Genomic DNA, 16,509 nt, shown 5'->3' with positions numbered 1-16,509 from the left:
CACGACCAACGAAGGAACCACCATGGAAGCCAAGGCGCAGGCGCGGTTCGTCCGCGTCACGCCCATGAAGGCGCGCCGTGTGGTCGACCTCATCCGGGGCAAGAACATCCCGGAGGCGGTCGCCCTCATGCGGTTCGCCCCGCAGGCGGCGAGCGAGGTCGTGCTCAAGGTGCTCGACAGCGCCGTGGCCAACGCCCGCTTCGCGGCGGACCAGGCCGGCCAGGCCTTCGACGAGGCGGACCTGTACGTGTCCGCGGCCTTCGTCGACGAGGGCCCGACCATGAAGCGGTTCCGGCCGCGTGCCCAGGGCCGCGCCAGCCGCATCAACAAGCGCACGTCGCACATCACCGTGCGCGTCGCGCCCCGTCCGACCGGCAAGACCAAGGGAGGTGCCCGCTGATGGGGCAGAAGATCAACCCGTACGGCTACCGCCTGGGCATCACGACCGACCACCGCAGCCGCTGGTTCGCCGACTCGACCAAGCCGGGTCAGCGCTACCGCGACTACGTGAAGGAGGACGTGGCGATCCGCGGCCTGCTCTCGGAGGGCATGGACCGTGCCGGCATCGCCCGCGTGGAGATCGAGCGCACCCGTGACCGTGTCCGCGTGGACATCCACACCGCGCGCCCCGGCATCGTCATCGGCCGCCGCGGCGCCGAGGCCGACCGCATCCGCAGCGAGCTCGAGAAGCTCACCGGCAAGCAGGTGCAGCTGAACATCCTCGAGGTGAAGAACCCGGAGATCGACGCGCAGCTGGTCGCCCAGGGCATCGCCGAGCAGCTGGCCGCGCGCGTCACCTTCCGTCGCGCCATGCGCAAGGGGATGCAGTCCTCGCTCCGGGCCGGTGCCAAGGGCATCCGGATCCAGTGCTCCGGTCGGCTCGGCGGCGCCGAGATGTCCCGCTCGGAGTTCTACCGCGAGGGCCGGGTGCCGCTGCACACGCTGCGCGCCAACATCGACTACGGCTTCTACGAGGCCAAGACGACCTTCGGTCGCATCGGTGTCAAGGTCTGGATCTACAAGGGCGACCTGACCGCCAAGGAGCTCGCCCGCGAGGAGGCCTCCCAGGCCCCGCGCGGCGACCGCCGCGGCGGCGGCCGGCCCGAGCGTGGCCCCCGCGGCGACCGTGCCGAGCGCGGCGAGCGTCGTGGCACCGGCCGCGGCCCGCGCCGTGACGAGGCCCCCCAGGGCGGGACCGAGGCCGCGGACGCCGCTGGCGCGGCTCCCGTCGAGGCCGCCCCCGCCACCACCGAGGGAGAGCAGTCCTGATGTTGATTCCCCGTCGAGTCAAGCACCGGAAGCAGCACCACCCCGGCCGCAGCGGCCGGGCCAAGGGCGGCACGGAGATCGCGTTCGGCGACTACGGCATCCAGGCCCTCGAGCCCGCCTACGTCACCAACCGGCAGATCGAGTCGGCGCGTATCGCGATGACCCGCTACATCAAGCGTGGCGGGAAGGTCTGGATCAACATCTACCCGGACCGTCCCATCACCAAGAAGCCCGCCGAGACCCGCATGGGCTCGGGCAAGGGCTCGCCCGAGTGGTGGATCGCCAACGTCAAGCCGGGTCGCGTGCTCTTCGAGCTCTCCGGCGTGACCGAGGACGTGGCCCGCGAGGCCATGCGCCTGGCGATGCACAAGCTCCCCATGAAGACCCGCTTCGTCACGCGTGAGGGTGGTGACATCTGATGGCAGTCGGTTCCAAGAACCTGACCCCCGAGCAGCTGCGCGGGCTGGAGGACGGCCCGCTGGCCGACGCGCTGGCGGAGGCCAAGAAGGAGCTGTTCAACCTGCGGTTCCAGTCGGCCACCGGCCAGCTCGAGAACCACGGCAGGCTCCGCGCCGTCCGCAAGGACATCGCGCGGATCTACACGGAGATGCGCGAGCGCGAGCTCGGCATCGGCCGGGACGCCGCCGAGACGAACGAGAAGGTGGGTTGAGGATGAGCGAGAACACTGTGAGCACCGAGGACACCACGGCGCCGGGCACCGCCCCGGAGCCCCACGGCCCGGACTCCCACGCGCTGGGCCACGGCGGTGACCGCAACTACCGCAAGACCCGTCAGGGCTACGTGGTGAGCGACAAGATGGACAAGACCGTCACCGTCACGGTCGAGGACCGCGTCAAGCACGCGCTCTACGGCAAGGTGCTGCGCAAGAGCCACAAGGTCAAGGCTCACGACGAGGCCAACACCGCCGGCATCGGCGACCTCGTGCTGATCATGGAGACCCGCCCGCTCAGCGCCACCAAGCGCTGGCGCGTGGTGGAGATCCTCGAGAAGGCCAAGTAACAGAACCATCCCGGAGAGCTGCCTCCACCGCACGCTTCCCCGGGGACCCCCCGCTACACATTCACGACGTTCGGCCAGGCTCGGCCCGCAGCTCGCGGGAGGAGGACCAGCTGACATCTAGGAGTACGAACAGTGATCCAGCAGGAGTCGCGACTTCGCGTCGCCGACAACACCGGTGCCAAGGAAATCCTGTGCATCCGTGTGCTCGGCGGCTCCGGCCGTCGCTACGCGGGCATCGGGGACACCATCGTGGCCGCCGTCAAGGACGCCATCCCCGGCGGCAACGTCAAGAAGGGTGATGTCGTCAAGGCTGTCGTGGTGCGCACCCGCAAGGAGCGCCGCCGCCCCGACGGTTCCTACATCCGCTTCGACGAGAACGCCGCGGTGATCCTCAAGAACGACGGTGACCCCCGGGGCACCCGCATCTTCGGCCCGGTGGGCCGCGAGCTGCGCGACAAGAAGTTCATGAAGATCGTCTCGCTGGCGCCGGAGGTGATCTGAGCCATGGCGAAGATCAAGATCAAGAAGAACGACCTCGTGCAGGTCATCGCGGGCAAGGACAAGGGCCTCCAGGGCCGCGTCATCGCCGTCTACACCGAGACCGACCGGGTCCTGGTGGAGGGCGTCAACCGCATCACCAAGCACACCCGCGCCAGCGGCCAGCGTGGCGTCAACACCGGCGGCATCCAGGTCCAGGAGGCTCCCATCCACATCTCCAACGTGATGGTGGTCGACCCGGAGACCAAGACGCCGACCCGCGTGCGGACCCGCGTCGAGGAGGTCGAGCGTGACAACGGCTCCGACCGGAGCAAGACGGTGCGCACCCGCGTCGCGGTGCGCTCGGGTAAGGATCTGTGAGCATGACTGACACCATCAACGAGACCACCGAGGCGACCCCGGAGCCGGCGGCCCCGCGTCAGGTGCCCCGCCTCAAGACGAGGTACGCCGAGGAGATCACGCCGGCGCTGACCTCCGAGTTCGGCTACGGCAATCCGATGCAGGTGCCGGGCCTGGTCAAGATCACCGTCAACATGGGGGTCGGCGAGGCCGCCCGCGACAGCAAGCTGATCGAGGGCGCGATCCGCGACCTGGCCACCATCACCGGCCAGAAGCCGCAGGTCACCAAGGCCCGCAAGTCGATCGCCCAGTTCAAGCTGCGCGAGGGTATGCCGATCGGCGCCCACGTGACGCTGCGCGGCGATCGCATGTGGGAGTTCCTCGACCGCCTGCTCTCGCTCGCCCTGCCGCGCATCAGGGACTTCCGCGGCCTCTCGCCGCGGCAGTTCGACGGGCGTGGCAACTACACCTTCGGTCTGACGGAGCAGTCCATGTTCCACGAGATCGACCAGGACAGGATCGACCGCGTCCGAGGCATGGACGTCACGGTCGTCACCACCGCCACCAACGACGACGAGGGCCGGGCGCTGCTGAAGCACCTGGGCTTCCCGTTCAAGGAGAACTGACCCATGGCGAAGACCGCTCTCGTCAACAAGGCCAACCGCAAGCCGAAGTTCGCGGTGCGTGCCTACACCCGCTGCCAGCGGTGCGGCCGTCCGCACTCGGTGTACCGCAAGTTCGGCCTGTGCCGGATCTGCCTGCGTGAGATGGCGCACCGCGGCGAGCTGCCGGGCGTCACCAAGTCCAGCTGGTAACCCCAGCAGTCCCCAGACCAGAGAACCGAACCACCTGGAACATCGCAGGTCGCGCGACCCACGGCATACCCGTGAACAGCGTGAAACCGCGATGAGAAAGGGCGAGAAGCCCCATGACCATGACCGACCCGATCGCGGACATGCTGACCCGCATCCGGAACGCCAACTCGGCGCACAAGGACCAGGTCCGCATGCCGTACTCCAAGCTCAAGGCGACCATCGCCGACATCCTCAAGGCCGAGGGCTACATCGGCAGCTGGACCGCCGAGGAGGCCGAGGTGGGCCAGACGCTCGTCATCGACCTCAAGTACGGTCCCAACCGCGAGCGTTCCATCGCGGGTGTCCGCCGCGTGTCCAAGCCGGGCCTGCGCGTGTACGCCAAGTCCACCAACCTGCCCCGGGTGCTGGGAGGGCTGGGCGTGGCGATCATCTCCACGTCCGCCGGCCTGCTCACGGACCGCCAGGCCGCCGAGAAGGGCGTGGGTGGGGAAGTCCTCGCCTACGTCTGGTGACCTGGGACAGAAGGTAAGGAGCACAGAAGAATGTCTCGTATCGGACGACTTCCCGTCCCTGTCCCCTCCGGCGTCGACGTGACCATCGACGGGTCGAACCTGACCGTCAAGGGTCCCAAGGGCCAGCTCGCGCTCGACGTGGTCGAGCCCATCACGGTCGCCAGGACCGAGGACGGCACCCTGCAGGTCTCGCGCCCCGACGACGAGCGCGACTCCCGCGCCCGTCACGGCCTGACCCGCAGCCTCATCGCCAACATGGTGGAGGGTGTGACCAACGGTTACACCAAGAAGCTGGAGATCCACGGCACCGGTTACCGGGTGACGGCCAAGGGCACCGACCTCGAGTTCGCCCTCGGCTACTCGCACCCCATCCTCATCAAGGCCCCGGAGGGCATCACCTTCCAGGTCGAGAGCCCCACCCGGTTCTCGGTCACGGGCATCGACAAGCAGCAGGTCGGCGAGGTCTCTGCCAACATCCGCAAGCTGCGCAAGCCCGACCCGTACAAGGGCAAGGGCGTGCGCTACGAGGGTGAGCACATCCGCCGCAAGGTCGGAAAGGCTGGTAAGTAAGCCATGGCCCAGATCATCAAGCGCGCCAAGACCAAGACGGCCGCGCGCGGCCGTCGTCACGAGCGCCTCCGCAAGAAGGTCACCGGGACGGCCGAGCGGCCGCGCCTCGTGGTCAACCGCTCCTCGCGCCACGTCTTCGTCCAGCTGGTCGACGACACCCGGAGCGCGACCCTGGCGTCCGCCTCGACCATGGAGGCCGACCTGCGCGCCCTGGACGGCGACAAGACCGCCAAGGCGCGCCGGGTGGGCGAGCTGCTCGCCGAGCGCGCCCAGGCCGCCGGCGTCGGCACGGCCGTCTTCGACCGTGGTGGCAACCGGTACGCCGGTCGCGTCGCCGCGATCGCGGACGGCGCCCGCGAGGGTGGCCTGTCCCTGTGATGACCCCGAAGAACGGAAAGAGGACCCACTGATGGCTGGTGACTTCCAGCGCCGCGGAACCGGCGACGGCAGCAGCGCTGCCGGCGACTCCCGCGACAACCGTCGGGGCGGCCGTGACGGCCGTGACCGGGACAACCGCCGCGGCGGTCGTGAGGAGGAGCGCAACCAGTACCTGGAGCGCGTCGTCACGATCAACCGCGTGGCCAAGGTCGTCAAGGGTGGCCGCCGCTTCAGCTTCACCGCGCTCGTCGTGGTCGGCGACGGCGACGGCACCGTGGGCGTCGGCTACGGCAAGGCCAAGGAGGTGCCCGCCGCGATCGCCAAGGGTGTGGAGGAGGCGAAGAAGAACTTCTTCCGCGTCCCCCGCATCGGCGGCACCATCCCGCACCCCGTCCAGGGTGAGGCCGCGGCCGGCGTCGTCCTGCTCAAGCCGGCCAGCGCCGGTACCGGTGTCATCGCCGGCGGGCCCGTGCGCGCCGTGCTCGAGTGCGCCGGCATCCACGACGTGCTGAGCAAGTCGCTCGGCTCGGACAACTCGATCAACATCGTGCACGCCACCGTCGCGGCCCTCAAGGGTCTCGAGCAGCCGGAGGCCGTGGCCGCGCGCCGCGGCAAGACGGTCGAGGAGGTCGCGCCCGCCGCGATGCTGCGGGCCCGCGCCGAGGCGCGTGCCGAGGCGAAGGCAGGTGCGTGATGGCCCGTCTGAGGGTGACCCAGGTCAGGTCGACCGTGGGGACCAAGCACATGCACCGTGAGACGGTGCGCAGCCTTGGTCTGAAGCGGATCGGCGATACCGTCGTCAAGGAGGACCGCCCGGAGTTCCGGGGCATGGTCCGCACGGTCGCCCACCTGGTGACCGTCGAGGAGGTTGAGTGAGCATGGCAGACAGCACCGCCAGGACGGACAGGCAGAACGGCACCGCCGCGCTGAAGGTCCACCACCTGCGCCCGGCGCCCGGCGCCCGCACCGCCAAGACCCGCGTCGGTCGCGGTGAGGGGTCCAAGGGCAAGTCCGCGGGCCGTGGCACCAAGGGCACCAAGGCCCGTTACCAGGTGCCCGCCGCGTTCGAGGGTGGTCAGACGCCGATGCACATGCGGCTGCCCAAGCTGCGTGGCTTCAAGAACCCGTTCAAGACCACCTACCAGGTCGTCAACCTGGACCAGCTGGGCTCCCTCTTCCCGGAGGGCGGCACCGTCACGGTGTCCGACCTCGTGGAGCGGGGCGCGGTCCGCAAGGGCCACCTGGTCAAGGTGCTCGGCGACGGTGAGATCTCGGTCAAGGTCGACGTGACCGCCAGCAAGTTCTCGGCCTCCGCCAGGGCGAAGATCCAGGCCGCCGGCGGGTCCGCCACCGAGGCCTGACCACCACCCGGTCTGACCCGGTCTGCCGAAGGCCCCGGCTCGTCGCGGACGAGCCGGGGCCTTCGGCCGTTGTTCCCCCCGCCCACCCGGGTGTTATCGTCGCTTCGATCATGCCCACTCCCCGGTCCTCACGGCAGCGCTGACGCGCCGCTCGCCGGGGACCCACAGGAGGACCTGAATGCTCTCCGCCTTCGTGCGTGCGTTCAAGACGCCGGATCTTCGCAAGAAGATCCTCTTCACGCTCGCGATCATGGCGATCTACCGGCTGGGCACCCACATCCCGAGCCCGGGCATCGACTACTCGCTCGTCCAGCAGTGCCAGCAGGTGGCCACCTCCGCAGGCAGCGTCCTGGGGATGGCCAACCTGTTCTCCGGCGGCGCCATGATGCAGCTGTCGATCTTCGCGCTCGGGATCATGCCGTACATCACCGCCGCGATCATCGTGCAGCTGCTGACCGTCGTCATCCCGCGCTTCGAGGCGCTGAAGAAGGAGGGGCAGGCGGGGCAGACGAAGATGACGCAGTACACCCGGCTGCTCACCATCGGCCTCGCGGTGCTCCAGGCCTCGACGCTGGTCACCATCGCCCGGGAACCGGCACGGCTCTTCGGCGGCGCCTGCGCGACGGTGATGCCGGACGACAGCGTGCCCGCGCTGCTGCTCATGGTGCTGACGATGACGGCCGGGACCGGCCTCATCATGTGGCTGGGCGAGCTGATCACCGAGAAGGGGATCGGGAACGGGATGTCGCTGCTCATCTTCGTCTCGATCGCCGCGACCTTCCCCGCCTCCTTCGGCGCCATCTACCAGCAGTCCGCGACGACCTTCGTCCTGGTGATGCTCATGGGCCTGGCCATCGTCGCGGCCGTGGTCTACGTCGAGCAGTGCCAGCGGCGCATCCCGGTGCAGTACGCCAAGAGGATGATCGGGCGACGCCAGTACGGCGGCACGTCGACCTACATCCCGCTGAAGCTGAACATGGCCAACGTCATCCCGATCATCTTCGCCAGCTCGATCCTGATGCTGCCGCAGCTGGCCGCCAACTTCTCCCGGCCGACCGACCCGACGCAGACGTCGCCGGAGTGGGTGACGTTCGTGGACCGCTACCTGTCGATGGGCTTCTCGGGCCAGGGCACGCACTGGGTCTACATGGCGATCTACGTCGCGATGCTGATCTTCTTCACCTTCTTCTACGTGTCGGTGACCTTCAACCCCACCGAGGTGGCCGACAACATGAAGCGCTACGGCGGCTTCATCCCCGGCATCCGGGCGGGCCGCCCCACGGCCGAGTACCTCCAGTACGTGATCACCAGGATCACCACCGTCGGTGCCATCTACCTGGCCGCGCTCGCGCTCATGCCGCTCATCGCCTTCAACGCCCTCCAGATCGTGGACTTCCCGCTGGGCGGCGCCTCCATCCTCATCATCGTCGGGGTGGGCCTGCAGACGGTGAAGCAGATCGAGTCCCAGCTCCAGCAGCACGACTACGAAGGGTTCCTCCGCTGATGCGTCTGATCATGCTCGGCCCGCCCGGCGCCGGGAAGGGCACCCAGGCGGCGCTCGTCTCCGCGGCCCACGGCGTCCCCGCGATCTCCACGGGGGACATCTTCCGCGCGAACATCCGCAACGAGACGCCCCTGGGTCTGCAGGTCAAGGAGATCACCGCCTCCGGCGGCTACGTCCCCGACGAGATCACCAACGCGATCGTGCGCGACCGGATCGCCGAGACCGACGCCGTCGACGGGTTCCTGCTCGACGGCTACCCCCGGACCACCGGCCAGGTGCTGGCCCTCGACGACATGCTCGCGGAGACCGACCACGCGCTCGACGCCGTCGTCGAGCTGACCGTCGACACCGAGGAGGTGGTCGGCCGGCTGCTGGCCCGGGCCGTGGAGCAGGGCCGCGCGGACGACACCGAGGACGTCATCCGCGAGCGGATGCGTCTGTACGCCGAGGAGACCGCTCCCCTGGCCGCCGTCTACCGTGAGCGCGGGCTGCTGCAGCGCGTGGACGGCATGGGGACGGTCGAGGAGGTCACCGGGCGCATCGAGCAGGTACTCTCCGGCGTCCGGGCCGGTCGCTCCGGCCGCCCCGCCGGAGCCTGAGCCGCGCGCGGACGGCATACCTGATGTCGATCTTCCGTCGCAGGACCCGGATCGAGGCGAAGACCGAGGACCAGCTGCGCGCCATGCGTCGCGCCGGCCTGGTCGTCGCGGACACCCTGCAGCGCTCCGTCGATCGCGCGGCCGCGGGCACCAGCACCCTCGAGCTCGACCGTCTGGCCGAGCAGGACATCCGGGCCGCCGGAGCGGTGCCGAGCTTCCTCGGCTACCACGGCTTCCGGGGCAGTCTGTGCATCTCCGTCAACGAGGAGGTCGTGCACGGCGTGCCCGGCGAGCGGGTGCTGCGCGACGGCGACCTCGTCTCGATCGACTGCGGTGCCGTCCTCGACGGGTGGCACGGGGACGCGGCGGTGACGCTCGTCGTGGGCGGCCGGGACAGGGGGAGCGCCGCGGACCTGGCGCTGACGGACGACACCGAGGCCTCGCTGTGGGACGGGATCGCCGCGCTGCGGGCGGGTGGTCGGCTGTACGCCGTGGGCGACGCGGTGGAGGCCTCGGTCGAGGCCGCGCTGGAGCGGCGACGGGCCCAGGGCAGCGTGAGCAGCTACGGCATCCTGGAGGACTATGTCGGGCACGGCATCGGACGCGAGATGCACATGGACCCCCAGGTGCCCAACTACGCCGTGACGTCCGCGGGCCCGACGGTGCCCAGCGGCGGCACCTTCGCCATCGAGCCGATGGTCACCCTCGGCACCATCGAGACCCGCACGCTGGACGACGACTGGACGGTGGTCACCACCGACGGCAGCCGCTCGGCGCACTGGGAGCACACCGTCGCGGTGACCGACCGTGGGCTGTGGGTGCTCACCGCCCACGACGGGGGAGAGGCACAGCTGACCTCCCGGGCCGCACCCTTCGCCCCGCTGGCCGACTGACGCGACCCCGCTCGCCATGCCGGACCGTCCGCGGGCGGGGGAGGGTGGCGGCCACGGGGACGCGATTGGCCTTGGGGGTTGCCAATCCCGTACGATGGCATGTCGGTCCCCGTGGGCCGACAGCAGTGACAATCACGCGAAAAGTGGAGGACATGGCGAAGAAGGACGGCGTCATCGAGATCGAGGGCACGGTAGTCGAGGCCCTTCCGAACGCGAACTTCCGGGTCGAGCTGACCAACGGTCACGTTGTGCTCGCTCACATCTCCGGCAAGATGCGTCAGCACTACATCCGGATCCTCCCCGAGGACCGGGTCGTGGTGGAGCTCAGCCCGTACGACCTGACTCGCGGACGCATCGTCTTCCGCTACCGCTGACCGAGCCCCCGGCGACGGGGGCTCCACACTGCACGCACACCCATCCAGATCACCCGAAAGCAGGCAGGCCATGAAGGTTCAGCCGAGCGTGAAGAAGATCTGCGACAAGTGCAAGGTGATCCGCCGCAACGGGCGGGTCATGGTGATCTGCGAGAACCTGCGCCACAAGCAGCGCCAGGGCTGAGCAGAGGGCCGACCTCCGCACACGTCGCAGCTTCGCGACAGCCACGACACAACTGCATATAGCTCGACACGACGAACAGCAGCACCCGACCCCCGTCGACACGGGACGTCACCCCCGGCCGCGAGAGCCGGGGACCGCGGGCACGAGCCCACCACAGAGGATGCGGACCGGTGCTGTACCCACACTCTCGCTCGACTCCACAGGAGCACGCCACATGGCACGACTCATCGGTGTCGACCTCCCGCGCGACAAGCGCGTCGAGGTCGCTCTCACCTACATCTTCGGCGTGGGCCGCACCCGCGCCGAGCAGACGCTGGAGGCCACGGGCGTCGACCCGTCCACCCGCGTCAAGGACCTGACGGAGGACCAGCTGGTCGCCCTGCGCGACCACCTCGAGAGCAGCTTCCGCCTCGAGGGTGACCTGCGCCGTGAGGTGGCCGCCGACATCCGCCGCAAGGTGGAGATCGGCAGCTACCAGGGCCTGCGGCACCGCCGCGGCCTGCCGGTGCACGGTCAGCGCACCAAGACCAACGCGCGCACGCGCAAGGGTCCCAAGCGCACGGTCGCCGGCAAGAAGAAGGCCGGCAAGTAATCCGTCGGGGGGCTCTCGTCCCCCGACCACCGGGCACCGCCCACGCACGACAGACTTGATCTTCCGTCAGGAGAAACGCAATGCCCCCCAAGAGCCGTCAGGCTGCCGGCGCCCGCAAGGTGCGCCGCAAGGAGAAGAAGAACATCGCCTTCGGGCAGGCTCACATCAAGAGCACGTTCAGCAACACCATCATCACGATCACGGACCCGACCGGTGCCGTCATCGCCTGGTCCTCGTCGGGCCAGGTCGGTTTCAAGGGGTCGCGCAAGTCGACCCCCTACGCCGCGCAGATGGCCGCCGAGGCCGCTGCCCGCCGCGCGATGGAGCACGGCATGAAGAAGGTCGACGTGTTCGTCAAGGGCCCGGGTTCGGGCCGTGAGACGGCCATCCGTTCGCTGACCGCCGCCGGCCTGGAGGTCGGCGCGATCTCCGACGTGACGCCCCAGGCGCACAACGGTGTCCGTCCGCCCAAGAAGCGTCGCAACTGAGCACCGGAAGGATTAGGTAGAGAAATCATGGCCCGTTACACCGGACCCATCACCAAGAAGTCCCGCCGGCTCAAGGTCGACCTCGTCGGCGGAGACAAGAACTTCGACCTGCGCCCCTTCCCCCCGGGGCAGCACGGCCGCCGCCGGTCCCAGGAGAAGGAGTACCTGACCCAGCTGCAGGAGAAGCAGAAGGCCCGCTTCACCTACGGCGTCATGGAGAAGCAGTTCCGCCGGTACTACGCCGAGGCCGCCCGCCGGCCCGGCAAGACCGGTGCGAACCTCCTCGTCATCCTCGAGTCGCGGCTGGACAACGTGGTGTACCGCGCCGGCCTGGCCCGCACCCGTCGCGCCGCCCGCCAGCTGGTGACCCACGGTCACTTCATGGTCAACGGCCAGCGCGTCGACGTGCCGTCCTACCGCGTCTCGCAGTACGACATCATCGAGGTCCGCCGGCAGTCGGTCGAGACGTTCCCCATCCAGCTCGCTCGCGAGACCTTCGGCGACCGCCCGGTCCCGGCCTGGATGAAGGTCATCCCCGGCTCGCTGAAGATCCTCATCCACCAGCTGCCCACCCGTGAGCAGATCGACACGATCCTCACCGAGCAGCTGATCGTCGAGCTCTACTCCAAGAACTGACCCCCCGGGGCACTGCCCCCGGACCCCGGGCGGGTATGGCGTCACGCGTCATACCCGCCCGACGTCAGGACCACGGACAGAGGTGGTCCCGACAGCCGGCCCCGCGCCGGCACCTCACCGGGCGTCATATAGCGGTCGCCCGTGGAAAGGAAACAGAACAGTGCTCATCGCACAGCGTCCCACCCTGTCCGAGGAGGTCGTCTCCGACCACCGCTCCCGGTTCTCCATCGAGCCGCTGGAGCCTGGCTTCGGCTACACCCTCGGCAACTCCCTCCGTCGCACCCTGCTCTCGAGCATCCCCGGCGCCTCGCTGACCAGCATCCGCATCGACGGCGTGCTGCACGAGTTCTCCACGATCCCCGGGGTCAAGGAGGACGTCACCGAGATCATCCTCAACCTCAAGGGCCTCGTCGTCTCCAGCGAGCACGACGAGCCAGTGGTGATGTACCTGCGCAAGCAGGGCGCCGGTGCCGTCACCGCCGCCGACATCGCCCCGCCGGCCGGGGTGGAGATCCACAACCCCGACCTGCACCTCGCCACGCTCAACGAGTCCGGCAAGGTCGAGATGGAGATGACCGTCGAGCGCGGCCGCGGCTACGTCTCCGCGCAGCAGAACAAGGCCGGCGACCAGGAGATCGGCCGGATCCCGGTCGACTCCATCTACTCGCCCGTCCTCAACGTGACCTACAAGGTCGAGGCCACCCGTGTCGAGCAGCGCACGGACTTCGACCGCCTGGTCGTCGACGTCGAGACCAAGCGCTCGATGGCCCCCCGGGACGCGCTCGCCTCCGCCGGTCGCACGCTCGTCGAGCTCTTCGGCCTGGCCCGCGAGCTCAACGTCGAGGCCGAGGGCATCGAGATCGGCCCCGCCGCCGGTGACGGCGCGCTGGCCTCCGACCTGGCCCTGCCGATCGAGGAGCTCGACCTGACCGTCCGCTCCTACAACTGCCTCAAGCGCGAGGGCATCCACAGCGTGGGTGAGCTCGTGGGCCGCAGCGAGGCCGACCTGCTCGACATCCGCAACTTCGGCGCCAAGTCCATCGATGAGGTCAAGGACAAGCTCGCCGAGATGGGCCTGGCCCTCAAGGACAGCCCCCCCGGGTTCGAGGGCGCGTCGGGCTCCTTCGAGGACGAGTCCTACGACGACGAGGGCGACGCCGCCTTCGTCGAGGACGAGCAGTACTGATCCCCACCAGCCTGAGCCATAAGGAGTAACCATGCCCGCACCCAAGAAGGGCCCGCGCCTCGGTGGCGGTCCGGCGCACGAGCGCCTGATCCTGTCCAACCTGGCGACCGCGCTGTTCGAGCACGACCGCATCACCACGACCGAGGCCAAGGCCAAGCGGCTGCGTCCGCTGGCCGAGCGCATGGTCACGTTCGCCAAGCGCGGTGACCTGCACAACCGCCGCAAGGTCCTCGCGATGATCCGGGACAAGGGCGTCGTGCACCGTCTCTTCACCGAGATCGCCCCCGACATGGCCGAGCGTCAGGGCGGCTACACCCGGATCACCAAGATCGCGCCGCGCAAGGGCGACAACGCCCCCATGGCCGTGATCGAGCTGGTTCGCGAGGCCGTCGCGAAGAAGGCGGTCGTCACCCAGGCCGAGGGCGCCACCAAGCGCGCCGCGAAGGACCGCCGGGGAGGCACGGCAGACGCAGCGGCCGCCGCGCCGATCTCCGACGCCGAGCTCGCGACCGAGGAGCCCACGACCACCGACGACGCCGCGGTCGAGGCCGCCCAGGCCGAGGTCGAGGCGGCCGACAGCGCCGCCGAGCAGGGCGCCGAGGTCGCCGCCCCCGGTGAGGTGGCGGACGTCACCGACACCGCGGACCTGGCGACCGAGGACACCACCGAGGCCGCCATGGTCTCGGCCGGCTCTCAGGACGCGGACGCGTCGGCTGGTGCAGGTGCCCGTGATTTCGGTCCCGACAGCCGCCCCGCCACCGAGGACGGCACGGCCCCGGAGGGCTTCGACGTCAAGGGCAACGCCAACTCGATGAAGTACCACGTCCCCGGCTCGCGCTGGTACGAGCAGACCGAGGCCGAGGTGTGGTTCAGCTCCGGCGACGCCGCCGAGGCCGCGGGGTTCGAGCCCGCCGGCGGCGCCGGTGAGCAGGCGCTGGACGCAGGTGCCGACCTCGGCACCGCCGAGGAGAAGTGACGCCGGCCCGGCCGACGACCCACTGACGACAGCCGCCCACCCCGACCGGGGTGGGCGGCCTCGTCGTGTGGGGCAGGATGGGGCGGTGCGTATCCGGATCGACCTCGCCTACGACGGGACCGACTTCTCCGGCTGGGCCCGCCAGCCCGGGCTGCGGACCGTGGAGGAGGAGCTGGCCCGCGCCCTGGGCACCGTCCTGAGGACCGGGACGCCCTCGCTGACGGTCGGCGGTCGCACCGACGCGGGGGTGCACGCGCGGGGTTCCGTCGCCCACGTCGACGTGGACGAGCAGGTATGGCGCTCGGTCCCCGGCCGCTCGGACCGTCCGCCGGGGGAGGCCCTCACCGCGCGGCTGCGCGGGGTCCTGCCTCCCGACATCGTGGTGCGACGGACCGCTGCCGTCTGCGAGGCGTTCGACGCCCGCTTCTCCGCCCTGCGCCGCCGGTACACCTACCGGCTGTGCGACCGGGCACCCGAGCTCGACCCGCTGCGGCGCCGGGACACCGTCGTCGTCCGCCGAAACCTGGACGAGGCGTCGATGGACCGGGCTGCGTCCACCCTCCTGGGGCTGCACGACTTCGCTGCCTTCTGTCGACCCAGGGAGGGGGCGACGACGGTGCGGACCCTGCTCGGTTACCGCTGGGAGCGCCAGCCGGACGGGGTGCTCGTCGGCACCGTGGAGGCCGACGCCTTCTGCCACAGCATGGTGCGTGCGCTGGTCGGCGCCGTCGTCGCCGTGGGGGAGGGCCGCCGGGCGCCGACCTGGCCCGCCGACGTGCTCGCGGCCCGGCGTCGGGACCCGGGCGTCCAGGTGATGCCGGCCCACGGGTTGTGCCTGGAGGAGATCGTCTACCCGGGGACGGACGCGGAGCTCGGCGAGCGGGCCGTCGACTCCCGGGCGATCCGCGTCCTCCCGGGCGCGACGGGCGAGGATAGGGTTTCCTGATGCTCGCCGCCTACGCCGCCCGCCTCGACCCCGACCATCCTCTCGAGGCCCTCGAGGTGGGGGAGCGGCCGGAGCCACGGCCGACGGAGGGATGGCGCTGCCTGCCGGTGGTCGCGGCGGGCCTGAACCATCACGACCTCTGGAGCCTGCGGGGGGTCGGGCTGGGTGCGGAGCAGCTGCCGATGATCCTGGGCTGCGACGCCGTGGCGCACCACCCCGAGGCGGGCGACGTGGTGATCTACCCCGTGGTGGGGGGGACCCCCGGGTGGACCGGCGACCTCACCCTGGACCCTCGCCGCTCGCTCCTGTCCGAGCGCCATCAGGGGACGCTGGCCGAGCAGGTGACGGTGCCCGAGGGGCACTGGATCCCCCGCCCGGCCCACCTGACCCGGGTGGAGGCCGCCGCGCTCTCCACCTCCTGGCTCACGGCCTACAGGATGCTGTTCAGCAACGCCGGCGTCGCACCCGGTGACACCGTGCTGGTCCAGGGCGCCGGTGGCGGGGTCGCCACGGCCCTGGTGCAGCTGGGCTCGGCCGCCGGCCTCAGGGTGTGGGTGACGAGCAGGGACGGGGCGAAGCGGGAGCGGGCCCTGGGGCTGGGCGCAGACCGGGCCTTCGAGACGGGGGAGCGTCTTCCCGAGCGGGTGGACGCGGTCCTGGAGAGCGTGGGCGCGGCGACGTGGACGCACTCGGTGAACGCCCTGCGCCCCGGAGGCTCGATCGTCATCTGCGGCGCCACCTCCGGGGACGCACCCGAGCGGGCCGAGCTCACCAAGATCTTCTTCAAGCAGCTGCGCGTACTCGGCTCGACCATGGGCACCCTCGACGAGCTCCGGCGCCTCGGGGCCTTCGTGACGACGAAGGCACTGCGCCCCCAGGTGGACAGCGTCTTCCCCCTCGTCGACACGGCCGCGGCCCTCGCCAAGATGGAGGCCGGCGACGTGGTGGGGCAGATCGGCATCGAGGTGGCCTGACCCCGCCGGGGCAGGGCGGCCACGCGCGGTCTGCAACTCAGGCCACGCGCGGTGCAAGGCCGCTGACCTGCGCCTCCACGCGCCGCGGGCGTAGGCGGGCCCCACGGGTCGGCGGGGGAGGGACAGGCGGATTTGCACGCCCGGCGAGAGGAGGTGTAGTGTTTCACTTCGCTGCAGACGCGAGAGCGGAGCGCAGCGAACGCCCCCAGATCACCCCCTCACTCCTCCCAGGTCCTCGGATTTGGAGCGTGCGGCGGCGGTCAGGTAAGGTAGAGAGGTTGCCTCGCACGGGGCGTCACGCGAACTGCGTGGTCGAACCGGCGATGTGCGTCCGATCCTTGAGAACTCAACAGCGTGTCAGATATTGATGCCAATGTATTGTTTTGTTGTGCCAC

27 protein-coding genes are annotated in these 16,509 nt (G+C 70.0%); all 27 read left to right on the top strand.

The genetic code is table 11. The annotated features are described in order from the left end of the window. Positions 1-22: 22 nt before the first annotated feature. A complete protein-coding gene (rplV, locus tag D4B81_RS11455; RefSeq protein WP_097188349.1) occupies positions 23-400 on the top strand; it encodes a 50S ribosomal protein L22 in 378 nt (125 codons plus the stop codon). Next, complete coding sequence (rpsC, locus tag D4B81_RS11450; protein ID WP_122262777.1) at positions 400-1,269, top strand: 30S ribosomal protein S3; 870 nt, start codon at positions 400-402, stop codon at positions 1,267-1,269. Before rplV ends, rpsC begins: the two co-directional genes overlap by 1 nt. Continuing rightward, positions 1,269-1,688, top strand: a complete 420-nt coding sequence (gene rplP / locus D4B81_RS11445; RefSeq protein ID WP_097188196.1) for a 50S ribosomal protein L16 — start codon at positions 1,269-1,271, stop codon at positions 1,686-1,688. The genes rpsC and rplP overlap by 1 nt, the downstream gene beginning before the upstream one ends. Then, a complete protein-coding gene (gene rpmC / locus D4B81_RS11440) occupies positions 1,688-1,939 on the top strand; it encodes a 50S ribosomal protein L29 (RefSeq protein ID WP_097188195.1) in 252 nt (83 codons plus the stop codon). The genes rplP and rpmC overlap by 1 nt, the downstream gene beginning before the upstream one ends. 2 nt (positions 1,940-1,941) lie before the next feature. Then, positions 1,942-2,289, top strand: coding sequence for a 30S ribosomal protein S17 (rpsQ, locus tag D4B81_RS11435; RefSeq protein ID WP_122262776.1), 348 nt, complete (start codon positions 1,942-1,944; stop codon positions 2,287-2,289). A 132-nt stretch (positions 2,290-2,421) separates the two neighbouring features. Further along, positions 2,422-2,790: a 50S ribosomal protein L14 gene (gene rplN, locus D4B81_RS11430; RefSeq protein WP_097188193.1), complete on the top strand. Its 369-nt coding sequence runs from the start codon at positions 2,422-2,424 to the stop codon at positions 2,788-2,790. Between the two features lie 3 nt (positions 2,791-2,793). After that, entirely contained in the window at positions 2,794-3,147 is a 354-nt protein-coding gene (rplX, locus tag D4B81_RS11425) for a 50S ribosomal protein L24 (protein WP_122262775.1), read from the top strand. Between the two features lie 2 nt (positions 3,148-3,149). Further along, positions 3,150-3,752: a 50S ribosomal protein L5 gene (rplE, locus tag D4B81_RS11420; protein ID WP_122262774.1), complete on the top strand. Its 603-nt coding sequence runs from the start codon at positions 3,150-3,152 to the stop codon at positions 3,750-3,752. A gap of 3 nt (positions 3,753-3,755) precedes the next feature. After that, on the top strand, positions 3,756-3,941 hold the full coding sequence (locus tag D4B81_RS11415; protein ID WP_097188190.1) for a type Z 30S ribosomal protein S14: 186 nt from the start codon (positions 3,756-3,758) through the stop codon (positions 3,939-3,941). Between the two features lie 113 nt (positions 3,942-4,054). After that, positions 4,055-4,453: a 30S ribosomal protein S8 gene (gene rpsH, locus D4B81_RS11410; protein ID WP_097188189.1), complete on the top strand. Its 399-nt coding sequence runs from the start codon at positions 4,055-4,057 to the stop codon at positions 4,451-4,453. A gap of 30 nt (positions 4,454-4,483) precedes the next feature. After that, on the top strand, positions 4,484-5,023 hold the full coding sequence (gene rplF, locus D4B81_RS11405; protein ID WP_097188188.1) for a 50S ribosomal protein L6: 540 nt from the start codon (positions 4,484-4,486) through the stop codon (positions 5,021-5,023). Between the two features lie 3 nt (positions 5,024-5,026). Beyond that, positions 5,027-5,401: a 50S ribosomal protein L18 gene (gene rplR / locus D4B81_RS11400; RefSeq protein WP_097188187.1), complete on the top strand. Its 375-nt coding sequence runs from the start codon at positions 5,027-5,029 to the stop codon at positions 5,399-5,401. 31 nt (positions 5,402-5,432) lie between these two features. Next, positions 5,433-6,095: a 30S ribosomal protein S5 gene (rpsE, locus tag D4B81_RS11395; protein ID WP_097188186.1), complete on the top strand. Its 663-nt coding sequence runs from the start codon at positions 5,433-5,435 to the stop codon at positions 6,093-6,095. After that, positions 6,095-6,277, top strand: coding sequence for a 50S ribosomal protein L30 (rpmD, locus tag D4B81_RS11390; protein ID WP_122262773.1), 183 nt, complete (start codon positions 6,095-6,097; stop codon positions 6,275-6,277). The genes rpsE and rpmD overlap by 1 nt, the downstream gene beginning before the upstream one ends. Before the next feature lie 2 nt (positions 6,278-6,279). Continuing rightward, complete coding sequence (gene rplO / locus D4B81_RS11385; RefSeq protein WP_122262772.1) at positions 6,280-6,762, top strand: 50S ribosomal protein L15; 483 nt, start codon at positions 6,280-6,282, stop codon at positions 6,760-6,762. 178 nt (positions 6,763-6,940) lie between these two features. Next, positions 6,941-8,266, top strand: coding sequence for a preprotein translocase subunit SecY (secY, locus tag D4B81_RS11380; RefSeq protein WP_097188183.1), 1,326 nt, complete (start codon positions 6,941-6,943; stop codon positions 8,264-8,266). Further along, positions 8,266-8,865 (top strand): adenylate kinase, encoded by a 600-nt coding sequence (locus D4B81_RS11375; RefSeq protein WP_122262771.1) that lies wholly within the window; start codon positions 8,266-8,268, stop codon positions 8,863-8,865. The genes secY and D4B81_RS11375 overlap by 1 nt, the downstream gene beginning before the upstream one ends. A gap of 23 nt (positions 8,866-8,888) precedes the next feature. Continuing rightward, positions 8,889-9,758: a type I methionyl aminopeptidase gene (map, locus tag D4B81_RS11370; RefSeq protein WP_122262770.1), complete on the top strand. Its 870-nt coding sequence runs from the start codon at positions 8,889-8,891 to the stop codon at positions 9,756-9,758. A 152-nt stretch (positions 9,759-9,910) separates the two neighbouring features. After that, positions 9,911-10,132 carry a translation initiation factor IF-1 gene (infA, locus tag D4B81_RS11365; protein WP_022925313.1) on the top strand — a complete coding sequence of 74 codons (222 nt, stop codon included), beginning with the start codon at positions 9,911-9,913 and terminating at the stop codon, positions 10,130-10,132. A 70-nt stretch (positions 10,133-10,202) separates the two neighbouring features. Further along, positions 10,203-10,316, top strand: a complete 114-nt coding sequence (rpmJ, locus tag D4B81_RS11360) for a 50S ribosomal protein L36 (RefSeq protein ID WP_006592630.1) — start codon at positions 10,203-10,205, stop codon at positions 10,314-10,316. 214 nt (positions 10,317-10,530) lie between these two features. Next, on the top strand, positions 10,531-10,908 hold the full coding sequence (gene rpsM, locus D4B81_RS11355) for a 30S ribosomal protein S13 (protein ID WP_122262769.1): 378 nt from the start codon (positions 10,531-10,533) through the stop codon (positions 10,906-10,908). 80 nt (positions 10,909-10,988) lie between these two features. Beyond that, positions 10,989-11,396, top strand: a complete 408-nt coding sequence (gene rpsK, locus D4B81_RS11350; RefSeq protein WP_097188179.1) for a 30S ribosomal protein S11 — start codon at positions 10,989-10,991, stop codon at positions 11,394-11,396. Between the two features lie 27 nt (positions 11,397-11,423). After that, positions 11,424-12,032: a 30S ribosomal protein S4 gene (rpsD, locus tag D4B81_RS11345; RefSeq protein ID WP_097188178.1), complete on the top strand. Its 609-nt coding sequence runs from the start codon at positions 11,424-11,426 to the stop codon at positions 12,030-12,032. A gap of 160 nt (positions 12,033-12,192) precedes the next feature. Further along, positions 12,193-13,218: a DNA-directed RNA polymerase subunit alpha gene (locus D4B81_RS11340; protein ID WP_122262768.1), complete on the top strand. Its 1,026-nt coding sequence runs from the start codon at positions 12,193-12,195 to the stop codon at positions 13,216-13,218. Between the two features lie 31 nt (positions 13,219-13,249). Further along, entirely contained in the window at positions 13,250-14,194 is a 945-nt protein-coding gene (rplQ, locus tag D4B81_RS11335) for a 50S ribosomal protein L17 (protein WP_122262767.1), read from the top strand. Between the two features lie 85 nt (positions 14,195-14,279). Further along, positions 14,280-15,140 (top strand): tRNA pseudouridine(38-40) synthase TruA, encoded by an 861-nt coding sequence (truA, locus tag D4B81_RS11330; protein ID WP_122262766.1) that lies wholly within the window; start codon positions 14,280-14,282, stop codon positions 15,138-15,140. Beyond that, positions 15,140-16,114, top strand: coding sequence for a zinc-binding dehydrogenase (locus tag D4B81_RS11325; RefSeq protein ID WP_122262765.1), 975 nt, complete (start codon positions 15,140-15,142; stop codon positions 16,112-16,114). The genes truA and D4B81_RS11325 overlap by 1 nt, the downstream gene beginning before the upstream one ends. Positions 16,115-16,509: the final 395 nt, after the last annotated feature.

Source organism: Ornithinimicrobium cerasi (assembly GCF_003702705.1).
GTDB classification, from domain to species: Bacteria; Actinomycetota; Actinomycetes; order Actinomycetales; family Dermatophilaceae; genus Ornithinicoccus; species Ornithinicoccus cerasi.
This window is presented reverse-complemented; position numbering and strand designations above follow the sequence as displayed.

What these genes read in the sequence shown, in the direction of transcription:
- rplV (WP_097188349.1), top strand. Translation starts at nt 23, where the DNA reads ATGGAAGCCAAGGCGCAGGCGCGGTTCGTCCGCGTCACGCCCATGAAG.
- rpsC (WP_122262777.1), top strand. Translation starts at nt 400, where the DNA reads ATGGGGCAGAAGATCAACCCGTACGGCTACCGCCTGGGCATCACGACC.
- rplP (WP_097188196.1), top strand. Translation starts at nt 1,269, where the DNA reads ATGTTGATTCCCCGTCGAGTCAAGCACCGGAAGCAGCACCACCCCGGC.
- rpmC (WP_097188195.1), top strand. Translation starts at nt 1,688, where the DNA reads ATGGCAGTCGGTTCCAAGAACCTGACCCCCGAGCAGCTGCGCGGGCTG.
- rpsQ (WP_122262776.1), top strand. Translation starts at nt 1,942, where the DNA reads ATGAGCGAGAACACTGTGAGCACCGAGGACACCACGGCGCCGGGCACC.
- rplX (WP_122262775.1), top strand. Translation starts at nt 2,794, where the DNA reads ATGGCGAAGATCAAGATCAAGAAGAACGACCTCGTGCAGGTCATCGCG.
- rplE (WP_122262774.1), top strand. Translation starts at nt 3,150, where the DNA reads ATGACTGACACCATCAACGAGACCACCGAGGCGACCCCGGAGCCGGCG.
- D4B81_RS11415 (WP_097188190.1), top strand. Translation starts at nt 3,756, where the DNA reads ATGGCGAAGACCGCTCTCGTCAACAAGGCCAACCGCAAGCCGAAGTTC.
- rpsH (WP_097188189.1), top strand. Translation starts at nt 4,055, where the DNA reads ATGACCATGACCGACCCGATCGCGGACATGCTGACCCGCATCCGGAAC.
- rplF (WP_097188188.1), top strand. Translation starts at nt 4,484, where the DNA reads ATGTCTCGTATCGGACGACTTCCCGTCCCTGTCCCCTCCGGCGTCGAC.
- rplR (WP_097188187.1), top strand. Translation starts at nt 5,027, where the DNA reads ATGGCCCAGATCATCAAGCGCGCCAAGACCAAGACGGCCGCGCGCGGC.
- rpsE (WP_097188186.1), top strand. Translation starts at nt 5,433, where the DNA reads ATGGCTGGTGACTTCCAGCGCCGCGGAACCGGCGACGGCAGCAGCGCT.
- rpmD (WP_122262773.1), top strand. Translation starts at nt 6,095, where the DNA reads ATGGCCCGTCTGAGGGTGACCCAGGTCAGGTCGACCGTGGGGACCAAG.
- rplO (WP_122262772.1), top strand. Translation starts at nt 6,280, where the DNA reads ATGGCAGACAGCACCGCCAGGACGGACAGGCAGAACGGCACCGCCGCG.
- secY (WP_097188183.1), top strand. Translation starts at nt 6,941, where the DNA reads ATGCTCTCCGCCTTCGTGCGTGCGTTCAAGACGCCGGATCTTCGCAAG.
- D4B81_RS11375 (WP_122262771.1), top strand. Translation starts at nt 8,266, where the DNA reads ATGCGTCTGATCATGCTCGGCCCGCCCGGCGCCGGGAAGGGCACCCAG.
- map (WP_122262770.1), top strand. Translation starts at nt 8,889, where the DNA reads ATGTCGATCTTCCGTCGCAGGACCCGGATCGAGGCGAAGACCGAGGAC.
- infA (WP_022925313.1), top strand. Translation starts at nt 9,911, where the DNA reads ATGGCGAAGAAGGACGGCGTCATCGAGATCGAGGGCACGGTAGTCGAG.
- rpmJ (WP_006592630.1), top strand. Translation starts at nt 10,203, where the DNA reads ATGAAGGTTCAGCCGAGCGTGAAGAAGATCTGCGACAAGTGCAAGGTG.
- rpsM (WP_122262769.1), top strand. Translation starts at nt 10,531, where the DNA reads ATGGCACGACTCATCGGTGTCGACCTCCCGCGCGACAAGCGCGTCGAG.
- rpsK (WP_097188179.1), top strand. Translation starts at nt 10,989, where the DNA reads ATGCCCCCCAAGAGCCGTCAGGCTGCCGGCGCCCGCAAGGTGCGCCGC.
- rpsD (WP_097188178.1), top strand. Translation starts at nt 11,424, where the DNA reads ATGGCCCGTTACACCGGACCCATCACCAAGAAGTCCCGCCGGCTCAAG.
- rplQ (WP_122262767.1), top strand. Translation starts at nt 13,250, where the DNA reads ATGCCCGCACCCAAGAAGGGCCCGCGCCTCGGTGGCGGTCCGGCGCAC.
- D4B81_RS11325 (WP_122262765.1), top strand. Translation starts at nt 15,140, where the DNA reads ATGCTCGCCGCCTACGCCGCCCGCCTCGACCCCGACCATCCTCTCGAG.